The sequence below is a fragment of the Priestia sp. FSL P4-0332 genome (assembly GCF_038005845.1).
In the GTDB taxonomy this organism is placed as follows: domain Bacteria; phylum Bacillota; class Bacilli; order Bacillales; family Bacillaceae_H; genus Priestia.
Map to the genome: position 1 here is coordinate 4,608,329 of NZ_JBBOUA010000001.1, position 14,143 is coordinate 4,622,471.

Genomic DNA, 14,143 nt, shown 5'->3' on the forward strand with positions numbered 1-14,143 from the left:
CCTTTATACTTGTTTAAATTGATCTAAGAAACGAACATCATTTGTATAGAAATGACGAATATCATCCACGCCGTGTTTTAACATAGCAATACGCTCTACACCGATTCCAAAAGCAAACCCACGATATTTAGTTGAATCGTATCCAGCCATTTCAAGGACATTTGGATGAACCATGCCTGCTCCTAAAATTTCAATCCAGCCTGTTTGTTTACATACATTACAGCCTTTACCTCCACATTTTGCACACGATACGTCTACTTCTACAGACGGCTCAGTGAACGGGAAGAAACTTGGACGAAGACGAATTTCACGGTCTGCACCGAACATCTTTTTCACAAATACTTCAAGCGTGCCTTTTAAATCGCTCATACGAATGTTTTCGTCTACTACAAGACCTTCAATTTGCATGAATTGATGAGAATGCGTAGCATCATCGTCATCGCGGCGGTACACTTTGCCCGGGCAAATAATTTTAACAGGTCCTTTGCCTTCATTCTTGTTCATAACACGAGCTTGAACAGTTGATGTATGCGTACGAAGAAGCGTTTCTTCCGTAATATAGAACGTATCTTGCATATCACGTGCTGGGTGACCTTTTGGCAAGTTCAGCGCTTCGAAATTATAGTAGTCCTGCTCTACTTCCGGTCCTTCTGCTACTTCATAGCCCATTCCTAAGAATAAATCTTCTACTTCTTCAACCACGCTTGTTAGCGGGTGATGCGTACCTGCTTTAACTGGGCGTCCTGGCAGCGTTACGTCGATTGTTTCTGAAGCAAGTTTACGCTCTACCTCGGCTGCTTCTAACGCCGTTTGTTTTTCTTCAATTTTAGATGCAATAGCTTCACGCACTTCATTTGCAAGTGCTCCCATTACAGGACGCTCTTCAGCTGAAAGTTTTCCCATACCGCGAAGTACTTCTGTGATAGGGCCTTTCTTTCCTAAATAAGCTACGCGTACGTCGTTTAATTCTTTTAAAGCACTTGCTGTTTCGACTTTTGCAATTGCTTCTTGTTGAAGTTCTTGTAAACGTTCTTTCATCACTTATTCCTCCTTTTAACGTAAAAAATGACAAATAAAAAAACCTCCTCCCAAAAAAGGGACGAGGATTAGTCGCGTTACCACCCTTGTTAACTATATACACAGACGTATACAGTTCACTTCATTCAAGTTAACGGAATCTCCGGAACACCTTTACATCTATGTAAGATGGTCTAAGTGTCAACTCAAGAGGTGAATTCACTTATTACATTTATAAAAATGCTTTCAGTCACGGCATTTTCTCCCTGCATAAACGGACATAAGCTACTGCTCTCTTTCATCGTTTTTTACATATGTAACTATTGTATTATTATAGTGAAAACACGTTCTCGATGCAACTACATTCCGCGTAAATAATAAAGTAAGATTCCAGAAGCGATGGCAACATTTAGCGACTCGCTCTTTCCATAGATGGGAATGTACAGATTCTGATCCGCTTGTTCCAGCACTTTCTCGCTTACGCCGTTTCCTTCATTTCCCACAACCAGCGCAAATTCGTTTGAAGGTTTTACGCATGTATAGACCTTTCCATTTTGTAACGACGTGCCGTAAACTGCTATTTCTCTTTCTTTTAACAGTGAAATCATTTCGAGTAAATCACCTTTTACAATTGGAAGGTGAAAAATAGCTCCTTGCGTTGAACGAACGACTTTTGGGTTGTACACATCCACGCTGCCCTCTCCAACGATAATAGCCTCCACTCCGGCAGCATCAGCGGTTCGAATAATCGTACCTAGGTTACCTGGATCTTGCACCGCATCTAAAAGCAATACTTTCTGTGCTGTATGAATGATTTCTGCATGCTTCGTTTGAAAACACACAGCGATAATTCCTTGAGGTGTTTCTGTGTCAGATAACAATTTAATTATTGCTTCGTTTACAACGGTTATTTCGATACCATCTATGTTCCACTGTGCTGGCACTTCAATCGATTCGCGTATAATTAGTTCCTTTACGCAATCCTTATTTTTGATAGCTTCTTCGACTAAATGAAAGCCTTCTACCATAAAAAGGCCCTGCTTATCACGGTCTTTTTTATTATGCAGCTTTTTCCACGCTTTTACCTGCGGATTTTTAACTGAATCAATTTGTTTCACAAACATAACTCCTTTATCTATACAAAAATAAATAGTTCGATTACATTTTGCTCAATAATCATTAGATAAGTTTCACTTTATTGTACATAGAAATCGCAAAGAAAACAAAAACTATTGGTAACTTTACGATAGCTGAGGTGAAAATGATGGATCTTAATTTACGAAATGCTGTTATTGCAAACGTTTCAGGAAACTCAAAAGAAGAGCTTGAAGCTACAATTTCTGACGCTATTCAAAGCGGTGAAGAAAAAATGCTCCCTGGACTTGGTGTTTTATTTGAGGTGCTTTGGGAAAAGTCTCCAGAATCAGAAAAAGAAGAAATTCTGACAACGCTTGAAAACGGTTTAAAATAAATAGCCTTTTCCTATGTACAACAAAAAACTCATTCTCCTAGGAGAATGAGCTTTTTTTAATTATACGTAATTGCGTTCACCGTATTTCGGTCTAAGCGTTTAATTACTTCCGCAATTAATTTAACTGCATTTTCATAATCATCACGATGAAGCATCGCTGCATGAGAATGGATATAACGAGTTGCGATCGTAATCGAAAGTGCTGGCACCCCGTTAGCTGAAATATGGATAGAACCTGAGTCCGTACCGCCTCCAGCGATTGCATCAAATTGATATGGAATATTTAATTCATCTGCCACATTTACCACTGTATCTCGAAGTCCTTTATGAGAAACCATGGAAGCATCATATAAAATGATTTGCGGACCATCTCCCATTTTAGAAGATGCTTCTTTATCAGAAACACCAGGTGTATCTCCAGCGATACCGACATCAACAGCAAATGCAATATCCGGTTCAATAAAGTTAGCGGATGTTTTTGCACCTCTAAGTCCAACTTCTTCTTGCACCGTTCCTACACCATACACAACATTTTCATGTGTTTCATTTTTTAAAGCTTTTAATACATCGATAGCGATTGCACAGCCGATACGGTTATCCCAGGCTTTCGCTAGCAGCATCTTTTCGTTGTTCATAACCGTAAATTCGAAATAAGGCACAACCTGATCACCAGGTTTCACTCCCCACTCCGCTACTTCTTCTCTGCTAGAGGCACCAATATCGATGAACATATCTTTAATGTCAACGGGCTTTTTACGAACTTCTGGAGGCAGGATATGAGGAGGCTTTGAGCCAATAATCCCCGTTACCTCTCCTTTAGATGTAACGATGGTTACGCGTTGAGCAAGCATAACTTGAGACCACCATCCGCCTACCGTTTGAAAACGAATAAAGCCGCGTTCATCAATTTGAGTCACCATAAAGCCTACTTCATCTAAGTGACCGGCTACCATAATTTTAGGCCCTTGTTCGTTGCCCACTTTTTTTGCAATCAAACTGCCTAGCCCATCCGTCGTTACTTCATCTGCATAAGGTGCAATATATTTCTTCATAACCTCACGCGGTTCACGCTCATTGCCAGGAATTCCTTTTGCATCTGTTAGTGCTTTAAGCATCGTCAATGTTTCATCTAACTTTGTCATATGGATTACCCCTTTCATATGTATACCTCTATTATAGCTAAAAAGAGGTTGAAGTAAAATTTCCCATCCCTTTATTTCTAGTATCCTTGTTCTTGGCGTTTAAAATTCACTTCATTTTTTGAGATGTACGCCTTTTCAATATGTTCAGCGGAAAAACCAAACATATCGCCAAGCGTCATGTAAGATACAAACATGTCCACATAGTTTCCTTTCGACTGATCCTGCTCGAAAGCAGCAACTTGTGCAAATACCTGTAAAAATTGTGCTGTTTTTGAATCACTTGCTTTTGCATTTGGTAATTCAGTTAAATCATCGTATCCTTTTTCAATCCCTAAAGAAAGGATAAAATGTACGCCGTCCACAAATTCTTCTAAAATAACAGCGTCTTCAGCCGGAGGTTTGACGCTCCAAAATTTGAAGCAGCGCGTTTCGTTTGCCAGTTCTCCCATTTCGACAAGCAGTGCTAAAAGCTTTCTCGGAATCAAATCTTCCTTATGAAGCTCATGCTTATCCTCTATATGCTGATCCAGCTGGCGCTGCATGGTAAATAGCTGTTGTAAATTCAATGTAATCACTCCTGTAATTATGTATATCTTCTTCTTTTTAAACCAATAAAGAAATTATATCAAAAATCATGAAACTTTTTAGAGACTCGAACGTAAAGTAAGAAAACTGTGCCTTGTAAAGGAGGGAGCGTTATGTTTGTTATTGTTATCGTTCGCGTGTTCATTTTCGCGCTTGTTGCTTACACACTATTAAAGCTGGTTCAGCATTTTCGCAGTCCAAAGCGGAAGCTTGTATCAGCTCAGGAACATCAGCAATTTTTTGTCGTTGATGAAAAAACGAATATCCGCAAAAATTTTCTACTAACGTATAAAGGTATTTTATTTGAAGGAGAAAAATACAGCAATCCCAATGAACCAGAATCTTTGTCAATTACAATGGTGTTAACAGATCCAGCTCGATTACATGAACTGCAAAAACAAGATTTCAAGCTGCTGGAAAGCCACGTACACGACATGTATCCAAATGCTCCTATTCGCTGGAAAAGCCCCGTTCGAGAATTTTTACACTGAGCACAAAATCATTTGTGCTCAGCTGATAACAAAAAAGAAAAGTAAATCAAGAGCAGCAAGAATAGGAAAACCTACTGTAAACGATGTGTGCTTCGTTTTATGACGATAGCAATACATACCAATCAGTCCTCCAAGAGCTCCTCCGATAGCAGCTACCGTCCACAGTGTGCTTTCGGCAATTCTCCACTCATGTCTTTTCGCTTTTTGTTTATCTCTATACATCATTCCTACCCCTACTATATTAATAACAATAAAATAGGTAAGCAGCAGTTCATTCATGATATGTCCTCCGATAGCAAAAAAGCCTCATCATCTAAAGATGACGAGACTTTATATTCATTACTTATCTAAGCCTTTTTTAGCAGCAGTTGCTAATTCAGCAAATGCTTTTTCATCAGCTACAGCTAAGTCAGCAAGCATTTTGCGGTTAACTTCAATACCTGCTAATTTTAAACCGTGCATTAAACGGCTGTAAGAAAGACCGTTCATACGAGCAGCTGCATTAATACGTGTGATCCATAATTTACGGAAGTCACGTTTTTTCTGACGACGGTCACGATAAGCATACATGTGAGATTTCATAACTTGCTGATTAGCAACTTTATATAATCTATGCTTCGAACCGAAGAAACCTTTAGCTAATTTTAAAACTTTTTTACGACGTTTGCGTGTTACTGTACCGCCTTTTACGCGTGGCATAATTGTTTACCTCCTGTATTGTTTCTATCTCAACCCAAATTACTTAATGTTATCTAATAAGTGACGGATACGTTTGAAGTCACCTTTGCTTACTAAAGAACCTTTACGTAATTTACGCTTTTGTTTTGTAGATTTGTTAGCGAATAAATGGCTTGTGTAAGCACGAGCACGTTTTAATTTACCGCTTCCAGTCTTTTTGAAACGCTTTGCAGCGCCACGATGTGTTTTCATTTTTGGCATGGGGTGTTCCTCCTCGTTCTATTACTTTTCGTTTTTAGGTGCCAAGACTAAGAACATGCTGCGGCCTTCCATTTTAGGAGCCGATTCAACTGAACTTACATCTTCGCAAGCTTGTGAAAAACGTTCAAGTACTTTTTGGCCAATCCCTTTATGAGTAATGGCACGACCTTTAAAGCGAATAGACGCTTTCACTTTGTCACCTTTTTCAAGGAACTTGCGTGCGTTACGAAGTTTAGTGTTAAAATCATGTTCATCAATTGTTGGACTTAAACGAACTTCTTTTAAGTTTACAACTTTTTGGTTTTTACGAGCTTCTCTTTCTTTACGTTGTTGCTCATAGCGGAATTTACCGTAGTCCATAATACGACATACCGGCGGTTTCGCATTTGCAGCAACCATTACTAAGTCAAGATTTACTCGTGAAGCAATTTCTAATGCTTCATTTTTTGATTTAATTCCTAATTGTTCACCGTTTTGATCAATTAGACGAACTTCGCGAGCTCGAATGCCCTCGTTTACCATCATGTCCTTGCTAATAAGTAGCCACCTCCAAGGTTTAATGAGCGAATACGCTTGCTTAGACCGATTATTAACTCACACAAAAAAGTGTGAGTACATACTGCACCCACACTTCTATCGTTTTAATTAAGATACGATGTACCTGCTAACTGCTCTATGCGTCACTCAGGTGAGAAGCGGGTGCTTCTTCTTCTGTATAAACAAGTATTCAATTACTTAAGCTATTATAGTATCAACAAAGACAAAAGTCAATGATTTCGTTCTTTTTTCACAACAAAAATTATTGTATCAAAGGAAAAACATTTATGCAACAATTTTTTATAAATGTTGCATAAAAAAGCAGAGAATTTCAATTCTCTGCTTTTTTCATTAGCGAGATGCTTCTGCTTTTACATTTTGTAAAAAGGCTTGGAAGTCCACTGTTTCTGAATTCTGCTCACCGTATTTACGTACGTTTACTGCTTTATCCTCTACTTCTTTATCCCCTACAACAAGCATATAAGGAATTTTTTGCATTTGAGCCTCACGGATTTTATAGCCGATTTTCTCATCGCGAGAATCAAGTTCCACACGAATACCCGCCAGCTGAAGCTGTTCTTGCACTTCTTTTGCATACTCAAGGTGAACGGTAGGTGATACCGGAATCACTTGAACTTGTACAGGTGCTAACCACGTTGGGAAAGCTCCTTTGTATTCTTCGATTAAGAAAGCTACAAAACGTTCCATTGTTGACACCACGCCGCGGTGAATAACAACCGGTCGATGTTGTTTTCCGTCTTCTCCTACATACGTTAAATCAAATCGTTCAGGAAGTAAGAAATCCAATTGAACCGTAGATAGCGTCTCTTCTTTACCAAGAGCTGTTTTAACTTGAACGTCTAGTTTTGGACCGTAGAATGCCGCTTCTCCTTCAGCTTCATAATAATCAAGGTCAAGCTCATCCATCGCGTCTTTTAACATGCTTTGTGCTTTTTCCCACATTGCATCATCATCAAAGTATTTTTCTGTATCTGCAGGGTCACGGTAAGATAGACGGAATGAATAATTTTCAAATCCAAAATCTTTATAAACCGCTTCAACTAAGCGAACTACACGAATAAATTCTTCTTTGATTTGGTCGGGACGTACAAAGATATGCGCATCATTTAGTGTCATGCCTCGAACACGCTGAAGTCCTGATAATGCTCCTGACATTTCGTAGCGGTGCATCGTTCCAAGCTCAGCAATACGGATTGGAAGCTCACGATAGCTGTGAATACCTTGTTTGTAAACCATCATGTGATGAGGACAGTTCATCGGACGAAGAACCAGGTCTTCGTTATCCATTTCCATTGCAGGGAACATGTCATCTTGGTAGTGCTCCCAGTGACCAGACGTTTTGTAAAGTTCTACACTTCCGAGCACTGGAGTGTAAACGTGCTGATAACCAAGGCTTACTTCTTTATCTACGATATAACGCTCGATAATACGGCGGATCGTCGCACCTTTTGGAAGCCATAAAGGCAGACCTTGTCCTACTTTTTGAGAATTTGTAAATAAGTTTAGCTCTTTACCAAGTTTACGGTGGTCACGTTCTTTTGCTTCTTCAAGAAGACGAAGATGCTCGTCTAAATCTGCTTTTGTAAAGAATGCTGTACCGTAAATACGCTGCAGCATTTGATTATCGCTGTCTCCGCGCCAATAAGCACCCGCCACGCTTAATAGTTTAAATTCTTTAATTTTGCCTGTTGACGGCACGTGCACGCCTCGGCAAAGGTCAAAGAATTCGCCTTGTTGGTAAATCGTAACCTTTTCACCTGCTGGAATCGCATCGATCAATTCAAGCTTTAGTTCATCGCCAACTTCTTTAAAAAGTTGAATGGCTTCTTCACGAGAAACTTCTTTTCGTTCAATTTCAATATTTGAATTAACGATTTTTTTCATTTCTTTTTCAATTTTACCTAAATCTTCAGGAGTAATTGATTCTTCCATATCGATGTCATAGTAAAAACCGTTTTCGATAACCGGCCCTACACCTAGCTGTACTTTTGTATCTTTGTACAAACGTTTGATTGCTTGAGCCATTAAATGCGCTGTACTGTGACGCATAATTTCAAGCGCTTCAGGAGCATCTTGCGTAATGATTTCAAGACTGCCATCTTGTTCAATTGGCGTACGTAAATCCAGCAGCTCGCCGTTTACTTTGCCTGCTAATGCTTTCTTCTTTAATCCCGGGCTAATAGAAGCCGCAATATCTTCTGTTGATGATCCTTTTGAATACTCTTTAACAGCTCCATCAGGAAATGTCATTTTGATTACTTCTGACACAACTTTCCACTCCTTTAACATAACTGAATAAACTTTTTGTAAAAACAAAAAACTCGTCCCTTATCAAAAGGGACGAGTTGTGTATACACGCGGTACCACCCTTGTTTCCTCTTCGTATCTTGGATAACCCAAAGAACCCGAAGCGGCTCGAGGTTTTATAACGGAAATTCCGTCAGTAATTACTAGAGGCTCTGCTCGTTTACTACTGAAGTTTAGAGGTGGTAAGAATATATTCCGTGTTAGGAGATTTTCAGCCTGGATCTCCCTCTCTACAAACCGTAAATATACACTCATGTCCTCATCATAACTTGTAACATATAGCTGTTTTTCAATATGCATTTATTATATTCATTTTCAAAATAGAAATCAACCTTTCACGTTATATTTTGCTTTTGATCAAACGGAAATTCATTTTTTTCGTATAACATAACTTTTTCTTGGAAGATATTTTGAATGGTATAAACAAAATCATGATCATGCTGGTCGCTATACAGATGAATAGCAGCTGGAGATAAACTTAGCAAAGGCGCGATAATAGTTGAGTCTATGTATAATGATTCTTGTTCAGATAAAAAGGCCTCTGCTAGAGCTGCACATTCACGTTCAGGAACATATCTACTATTGTGGTCGTACAACACAAACTTGTTTTTATTCAAGTGCATTACATACACATCGCCTGTAGATAACTGTCTTTCATTAGCTGCTTGACGCAGCTGATGAATAAGAATTTGATAGTCTTGTTCAAGCTTATATTCATCAATCGCCAGCTCGGCATAATAGCGCAGCCGCTCTTGATATTCTTTTAAGCGGAATTGGAGAAAAGACTCAAAGGTGAATGTTACATTATGAATGAAGAAGTCTTGAAGAGCCTGGCGGATAAGTAATTCTCTTGGAAGAGAAAATGTTTTTTGCGGAATTTCGCCTCTCTCTCCTTCCATAATCCCCCCCATAATTTGAAGCAGCAAATCTTGCTCTTCCTCTTCTGAATAGAAAAATTGTTCTTTTAATATGTTTACCATCATCTTTTTTTCTTTCTTTTTTAAAATTACGTGGGTTAATACCGGTATCACCATGTCTTGTAAAACGGCCTCTCTATTGTATGTCTCATCAATGACTAAAAGCTGATTATTCACCAGCTTCAAGCACTGTGAACCATACGATAAAGCGCTTCGCTTCGCGCATAAAGACTCATATACAACGACTGCGTCTTCTACATATTTAAAGAATATTTTCATTCCTCATAGCCCCCCTTTGGACACGCTTTATTAATGTATATGGGGCAACATGCAAAAAAATGAGCAAGTCGTTACAAGAAATGTAAAACGACCTGCTCATCTATTTCGTTTATTCTCTCCATTCATTTCAACAGGAATGGCTAGAGACTTAATTCGTTCCATGACACGAGCGGCTTTGAGCTCTTCCTGCTCGCCTCTTTGGGTATAAGTCAAATGATGTTGAAGCTCTTTAAAATTTAAATTCGAGCTGAAAAATGTCGGCAAATTTTCGAGCATACGGAATTGTAAAATGGTTCCGAGCACATCGTCTCGCATCCAGCTCGTTACGGATTCTGCTCCGAGATCATCAAGCATAAGAACCGGTACTTTTTTGACATACTCTATTTTCTCATTGAAACTTTGATCTTGAAACGAACCTTTTAACTCACGCAAAAACTCCGGGACATACAGAATGGTAGATTTCACTTTCTTTTCGGCTAACGCATTGGCAATTGCTCCAAGAAAATACGTTTTCCCCACACCAAACGAACCGTGTAAATATAAAGCTTTCATTTTCTTATTTGGCTCATATTCTCGCACAAAATCTCTTACTAGTTTAATGGCTTCAAATCTTCCCTGCTCAATTTCAATATCAGACATTGTTGCCTGTAAAATTTCTTTAGGCACGTACATACACTGAATAAAAGATTCTTGTTCTTTTCGCTCATCTTCTTGTACTTTTCTAGGACAGCGTTCATACTGTAAATCAATATTACGGCCTTTTACAACCAGCTGAGGGTGGTATCCTTTCACCATGTTGACGCAGCTTTGCAAAGAAGGACACTTGTCACAGCATTTGCTTTGGTCGATAAATTCATGCATCTTCATCAGACCTCGGTCGACCATTTGCTCATCTAACTCATGGCGATGCTCTTGCAAAAATGTTTTAACTTCGGGATTAGACAGGATACTGTTTCTTAATGCTTCTAAGCGTGCTTTAAAATCCTTTTTGTTCACTAACTGATTTAGTGAATCATTGATAGGCTTCATCTTTTTCACCTCACCTCTATCATACCTGCTTTTTATTCTTTATGCTTTTGTTTTAGCTCTTGATCTAACTGTTTGAGCTCTTCTTGTAGCTTTCGTTTTTCTTCTTCAAATCCGTCCACTTCTTTTGAAGGCTGCTTTTTCTCTTCTTTTTCTTCATCGCTCAGCCACTCTGGCACCATTTCTTTACGCACAATTTTTCGTCCAGCCGTTTTTTTATTTTGCTTTGCTTCGGTCCAATTCTGATATTCTTTCTGTTCATTTTTAGCTAAATTCATGGCATCTTGAACAGTTTGTACCTTTTTGCGCGCCCAGTGTCCAGCAATTTTCTCTACATAGCTCTTAGATAATTTCATATCGGATCTTAGCATAACATAGTAAATAAGAACATTTACTACCCCTGGTGAAAGCTTTTGGTTAAACATCACTTCTTCGATCATTTGCAAATCTGCTTTTGAAGGCTCTGCTCCCCCGGAAAACTCGATCAAAAGCTGTCGAGGAGAAGTCACTTCAAGCTGTTGAATGAGCTGCTCTTCCTTTGTCTGCGGCTGCTTTTCCTGCATAGTACGAAGCATAGGCGGCTGAATTTGTTCGCTTAGATTTGGAAGTGCTTCTCCATTTTCAAATTGGTAAAAGGACTGTGCCGCTTTTCTAAGCAATTCAATATCAACTTGATCGTTCTCATTTAGCGAATCGAGCACCACGTTTTTCATTTGAAGAGGATCGATACCGTATAAAAAGGCTAGCTTTTCAATCGCTTGTTTTACTTTAGATGTAATAGACCTTTTCGAAATCATTGAATCTGTTAGACCTGCTAAAAATAAATCAAAATCAAAGGAATCCGGGCTCATCTCAATAGAAGCGCGTTTGGAGGAATCCACAAAGTCCGTTTGAGCATCAGGAGAAAATACATCCTTGCTTTCAGACTGAAAACTTGGAGCCAGCTCTGTTGCTTTAACTGATTTAAATACATCGTTAAATGAATGCGTCACATCTGTGAACGATTGGTCATCGACGAGTGAATCAGAAAAATAATTTTTTACTTTTTGAAAGATAGATTTTCCGAGTCGGTTATATAAATATACATTTAACACGCCATCGTTAAAAAACTGATGGGGCGTAAGAGGAGGAATGAGCTCATAAATGAACACACGAACATCATCTTCTTCCTTAATATATGTTTTTAACAAACCAATGCCTTCTAATTTTAACCGCTCATGGTAAATAGCTTTCAAATTAATTTGCATCATTGACATTAGATGATGATGCGTAGACTCTTTCCCCCATAAACGATCTTGTTCCAGCTCGCTCCATAGCGTCATATACAGACCAAAGCACGTTGTACCCACCAACGGCTGATAGAGCATGGTTAAAATCTTTCGGTCGTATTCCTGCAGTATGCCGTTCGAACGAACAACATAACGATCGACCGGTATCATTTCTTTCCAATGTTGTTCTTTCATGTCGTTCCCTACCTACTTTTAAAGTAATAGAAATGACAAAAAAAGAGCCTAAAGAATACTTCAATAGCTCTTTTACAGTCGTTCCTTCTTAATTAAATCTTTTAATTCATCAATAAATACATTGATGTCTTTAAATTGTCGGTATACAGAAGCAAATCGAACATAAGAGACTTCATCGATAGCAGCTAATCGCTCCATCACCATTTCTCCTACCACATCTGACTGCACCTCTGATGTACCCTGACTGCGCAGCTCTGTTTCAATATCGTGTACGGTATCTTCTAATTGTTTTAAGCTTACTTGGCGTTTTTCACACGCCTTAATTAACCCTCGAAGGATTTTGTCTTTGCTGAACTCTTCTCTCGCTCCATCTTTTTTTACAACAATTAACGGAAGTTCTTCTACTTTCTCAAAAGTTGTAAAACGATAGTGACACTCTTCGCATTCACGTCTTCTACGAATAGAGCGGCCTTCTTCTACAGGGCGCGAGTCCAGCACTCTCGTTCCATTGTAATGACAGGATGGGCACTTCATATTCTCAGCTCCAATAATAAACCTTGTTTTTCTTTTTATTTTCTCTTATATAAGTTAATTTCCATCTATGTTAGCCGGCTATTCGCCATTTATTATGATTTTTATCATCATTTCCTTTAACAAACACGATGCTGTATTAAAGGATTTGCTTTATTCCATCTTATAGAAAACAAGGCTTGAATACAAGTAAAGGAAAAGGAATTTCCCCATTTTATTTCCTGAAATTCAAAAATGATAAGGAACTTACGAAGAAATAGGAATAAGTTTTTGATCAAAGCTCTTATAAAGCGTACGTACAAGTTCTTTACTAAAACCAAAATCAACCGGCACCACTTTTGATTCTGTTGTAGCAGAAAAATCGATAGCGGTTTCAAGAGGACGTACGTTAATAATAGTAATCACAACAAAAGCTTTTCTTCCTTTTACAACGTTTAAGCTAATTTCTCCTCGCTCTTCATACGCAGCAAGTATCTCTATCCCTTGCATGTGCTTCAACATTTCATGAACTTGCTTAAATGCATTCCCGGCCGTTGTTTTGTAATAATGCGTTTTTAGAGTCGGATCTGAATGGTGATCGCTTGTTTCTACATGATTAGAAAATAAAGATTTAACTGCTTGTACTACCCCCATGTTGTTATCCCCTTTGTTTTTGCGTATTAAAAATTTATATACTAAAAAGAGGTGTGTAATACACCTCTTAACTTACGTAATCAATCGACACTATTAAAGTGCATTCGCTTTAGTTTGTTTTACCTGAACAGGACCCATTCCACGTGGTAATTCAATTGTTTCACGTGTCTGTGCACTTAGAGCATCTGCAATATAATCTGCTGCGATTGTAGGATCTAAATGACCACAAGTATAAACATCGATACTTGCATAACCATGCTCTGGGAAGCTGTGAATCGTTAAATGTGATTCTGAAATAATAACAACGCCACTTACACCTTGAGGTGCAAATTTATGGAACGCTACTTCGCGAACTTCCGCACCAGATTTTAAAGCTGCATCAACAAACGTTTTTTCAATATAATCAATATCATTTAACTTATCGAAATCGCATCCCCATAATTCTGAGATGACATGACGACCCATTGTTTCCATAATGATATTTCCCCCTTTAACAATTTTTAATCGTTAAACATGAAGTTCTTTCGCCATATAGCATGTTAACTACCACGGGGGAAAGTTAGTCCAAAGAGGTCCTAACCCTTTAAGTAGCCACATCACCGAAAGGTACACAAGAAGTTCACGAAACATAGTATACTTTGTTTACATTTATTTTGCAATACGTGTTTTGATTTTATTAAAGATTGTTCTTGCAGATAGACCTATACAAATTACCCCTGTATTCTCGTGAGAAAGTGTGTAAAAGCTGCTAAACGACTATTAATTTTTTATTAAAATTGAGGAA

Annotated in this window: 17 protein-coding genes and 3 other annotated features; of the genes, 2 read left to right on the plus strand and 15 right to left on the minus strand. The window is 38.5% G+C overall.

The window, feature by feature from the left end; genetic code table 11:
- Positions 1-3: 3 nt before the first annotated feature.
- Positions 4-1,038, minus strand: a complete 1,035-nt coding sequence (gene pheS / locus MKY06_RS24155; RefSeq protein ID WP_013059418.1) for a phenylalanine--tRNA ligase subunit alpha — start codon at positions 1,036-1,038, stop codon at positions 4-6.
- 54 nt (positions 1,039-1,092) lie between these two features.
- Positions 1,093-1,328, minus strand: a binding site (T-box leader).
- Between the two features lie 48 nt (positions 1,329-1,376).
- Positions 1,377-2,141 carry a TrmH family RNA methyltransferase gene (locus MKY06_RS24160; protein WP_172802886.1) on the minus strand — a complete coding sequence of 255 codons (765 nt, stop codon included), beginning with the start codon at positions 2,139-2,141 and terminating at the stop codon, positions 1,377-1,379.
- Positions 2,142-2,281: 140 nt separating this feature from the next.
- On the opposite strand from MKY06_RS24160, the gene sspI reads away from it, so the two are divergent.
- On the plus strand, positions 2,282-2,488 hold the full coding sequence (gene sspI, locus MKY06_RS24165) for a small acid-soluble spore protein SspI (RefSeq protein WP_013059420.1): 207 nt from the start codon (positions 2,282-2,284) through the stop codon (positions 2,486-2,488).
- A 56-nt stretch (positions 2,489-2,544) separates the two neighbouring features.
- Here the strand turns inward: sspI and MKY06_RS24170 are convergent, their stop codons facing one another.
- Both MKY06_RS24170 and MKY06_RS24175 read right to left on the minus strand, forming a co-directional pair.
- The gene (locus tag MKY06_RS24170) at positions 2,545-3,630 is read right to left on the minus strand and encodes a M42 family metallopeptidase (RefSeq protein WP_013059421.1); all 1,086 of its coding nucleotides are present in this window, start codon (positions 3,628-3,630) and stop codon (positions 2,545-2,547) included.
- 77 nt (positions 3,631-3,707) lie between these two features.
- A complete protein-coding gene (locus tag MKY06_RS24175; RefSeq protein ID WP_013059422.1) occupies positions 3,708-4,196 on the minus strand; it encodes a dUTP diphosphatase in 489 nt (162 codons plus the stop codon).
- Positions 4,197-4,328: 132 nt separating this feature from the next.
- Here MKY06_RS24175 and MKY06_RS24180 point away from each other — a divergent pair, with 132 nt between their 5' ends.
- Entirely contained in the window at positions 4,329-4,706 is a 378-nt protein-coding gene (locus MKY06_RS24180; RefSeq protein WP_063672753.1) for a hypothetical protein, read from the plus strand.
- Between the two features lie 18 nt (positions 4,707-4,724).
- Here MKY06_RS24180 and MKY06_RS24185 read toward each other — a convergent pair whose 3' ends face one another.
- The 11 genes from MKY06_RS24185 to speD form a co-directional block, all read right to left on the minus strand.
- On the minus strand, positions 4,725-4,985 hold the full coding sequence (locus MKY06_RS24185; protein WP_013059424.1) for a DUF1294 domain-containing protein: 261 nt from the start codon (positions 4,983-4,985) through the stop codon (positions 4,725-4,727).
- A 60-nt stretch (positions 4,986-5,045) separates the two neighbouring features.
- Entirely contained in the window at positions 5,046-5,405 is a 360-nt protein-coding gene (gene rplT, locus MKY06_RS24190) for a 50S ribosomal protein L20 (RefSeq protein ID WP_013059425.1), read from the minus strand.
- A 39-nt stretch (positions 5,406-5,444) separates the two neighbouring features.
- Positions 5,445-5,645 (minus strand): 50S ribosomal protein L35, encoded by a 201-nt coding sequence (gene rpmI, locus MKY06_RS24195; protein ID WP_013059426.1) that lies wholly within the window; start codon positions 5,643-5,645, stop codon positions 5,445-5,447.
- A gap of 21 nt (positions 5,646-5,666) precedes the next feature.
- Positions 5,667-6,170 carry a translation initiation factor IF-3 gene (gene infC, locus MKY06_RS24200; protein WP_013059427.1) on the minus strand — a complete coding sequence of 168 codons (504 nt, stop codon included), beginning with the start codon at positions 6,168-6,170 and terminating at the stop codon, positions 5,667-5,669.
- A gap of 69 nt (positions 6,171-6,239) precedes the next feature.
- Positions 6,240-6,362: a sequence feature (ribosomal protein L20 leader region), on the minus strand.
- 171 nt (positions 6,363-6,533) lie between these two features.
- On the minus strand, positions 6,534-8,492 hold the full coding sequence (gene thrS, locus MKY06_RS24205; RefSeq protein ID WP_194719240.1) for a threonine--tRNA ligase: 1,959 nt from the start codon (positions 8,490-8,492) through the stop codon (positions 6,534-6,536).
- A 44-nt stretch (positions 8,493-8,536) separates the two neighbouring features.
- Positions 8,537-8,785 (minus strand) — a binding site (T-box leader).
- A 60-nt stretch (positions 8,786-8,845) separates the two neighbouring features.
- Positions 8,846-9,706, minus strand: coding sequence for a sporulation protein YtxC (ytxC, locus tag MKY06_RS24210; protein ID WP_013059429.1), 861 nt, complete (start codon positions 9,704-9,706; stop codon positions 8,846-8,848).
- Positions 9,707-9,802: 96 nt separating this feature from the next.
- Positions 9,803-10,735, minus strand: a complete 933-nt coding sequence (dnaI, locus tag MKY06_RS24215; RefSeq protein ID WP_013059430.1) for a primosomal protein DnaI — start codon at positions 10,733-10,735, stop codon at positions 9,803-9,805.
- A 32-nt stretch (positions 10,736-10,767) separates the two neighbouring features.
- Positions 10,768-12,195 carry a replication initiation and membrane attachment family protein gene (locus tag MKY06_RS24220; protein ID WP_013059431.1) on the minus strand — a complete coding sequence of 476 codons (1,428 nt, stop codon included), beginning with the start codon at positions 12,193-12,195 and terminating at the stop codon, positions 10,768-10,770.
- A gap of 72 nt (positions 12,196-12,267) precedes the next feature.
- Positions 12,268-12,729 carry a transcriptional regulator NrdR gene (nrdR, locus tag MKY06_RS24225; RefSeq protein WP_013059432.1) on the minus strand — a complete coding sequence of 154 codons (462 nt, stop codon included), beginning with the start codon at positions 12,727-12,729 and terminating at the stop codon, positions 12,268-12,270.
- Between the two features lie 243 nt (positions 12,730-12,972).
- Positions 12,973-13,359 carry a hypothetical protein gene (locus MKY06_RS24230; RefSeq protein ID WP_013059433.1) on the minus strand — a complete coding sequence of 129 codons (387 nt, stop codon included), beginning with the start codon at positions 13,357-13,359 and terminating at the stop codon, positions 12,973-12,975.
- A 93-nt stretch (positions 13,360-13,452) separates the two neighbouring features.
- Positions 13,453-13,833, minus strand: coding sequence for an adenosylmethionine decarboxylase (gene speD / locus MKY06_RS24235; protein WP_013059434.1), 381 nt, complete (start codon positions 13,831-13,833; stop codon positions 13,453-13,455).
- Between the last annotated feature and the right edge of the window lie 310 nt (positions 13,834-14,143).